Raw genomic sequence first — 1048 nt, 5'->3', positions numbered from 1 at the left:
CATCTTCGCCGATACGACGGAGTTGGCAGCCACAAGCACATTGGGTTGATGCAGGTTCATGCTCAATACGGATGGTGTGTAGATGATCTGGCAGTGGTCGACGTTTAGGTTTATTGGTTTTGGCTTTGTGTGTCACTGCATCGGTTTTATCTGCATTTAGCCGTTCCAGTTCTAGATCAACGGCTGCGATATCTTCTTCAACCGCTTCATCCCACAGGTGGATTTGTTTTGCAGTGAGATGTTCGTTTTTACTGCCGAATTTGTGCTGTTTAAATAGTGCGAGTTCATGCTCGTATTTTTGATTGAGAATAGAAAGATGTTGAACTTTAGAATCTAATTGCTGATTGGTGACTTCAAGATGTTGAACTCTGGCATCTAATTGCTGGTTTGATTTTTCTAATTCTTGATTTGATTGTGCCAGAGACTGATGCTGCATCGCCAACTGCCTGGTGAATTCCAGCAGTTGTTCATGGGTCAGTTGGCTTAAGTCAGGCAGCGTATTCATGACCGCAGTATGCCTGAGGTCATGAGAAGAATGAAATAGAACGTTTGGAGAATAGCAGAATGGAACAGCCTGGTTTAAAGCATCGTCACCACCTGCTGTCGTCCAATGCGCTGCCAGGGCAAACCTTGGATCAGTGCCTGTAACTGTTCCGGGCTGAGGGCCACGGTTTCACCTTGGTGAACTTGAGCCCAGTGAAATTTGCCCTGTTCCAGCCGCCGGGCACACAGCCAGATGCCCAGTCCATCATGTACCAACACTTTCATGCAATGGCCACGTTTATTACAGAACAGGTAAGCACAATGCGGTTTGATGTAGCCAAAGGCTCTCACCACCTGAGCCATGGTCGTATCCATACCTGCACGCATGTCCATGGGCTGAGTAGACAACCAGATTTCATCAATGCGGATCATGTTGCAAGTGCCTTGAGTAATTCTGCCAAGGCAGGTATTTCTGATGTCTGCCATTTTAGCTGAATATCATTATTCGTATGAGGCACGGTGATACACAACGTGATCCTCTCATCAATAGGTTGGCTGATTGCAG

Annotated in this window: 2 protein-coding genes and 1 pseudogene; all 3 read right to left on the bottom strand. The window is 46.6% G+C overall.

Annotated features, from left to right (window positions below):
• Positions 1-505, bottom strand: a pseudogene (locus FTT91_RS14625) (IS66 family transposase); the annotation flags it as partial.
• 74 nt (positions 506-579) lie between these two features.
• Positions 580-915 carry an IS66 family insertion sequence element accessory protein TnpB gene (gene tnpB, locus FTT91_RS14620; protein ID WP_180169709.1) on the bottom strand — a complete coding sequence of 112 codons (336 nt, stop codon included), beginning with the start codon at positions 913-915 and terminating at the stop codon, positions 580-582.
• Positions 912-1048, bottom strand: a 137-nt coding sequence (locus FTT91_RS14615) for an IS66 family insertion sequence element accessory protein TnpB (RefSeq protein ID WP_180169708.1), incomplete at its 5' end; no start/stop codon positions are given. The genes FTT91_RS14615 and tnpB, both read right to left, overlap by 4 nt.

It is taken from the genome of Acinetobacter sp. YH12021, from assembly GCF_013420145.1.
GTDB classification, from domain to species: Bacteria; Pseudomonadota; Gammaproteobacteria; order Pseudomonadales; family Moraxellaceae; genus Acinetobacter; species Acinetobacter towneri.
The sequence above is the reverse complement of the archived record's forward strand: the minus strand, read 5'-3'. Positions and strand labels throughout refer to the sequence as shown.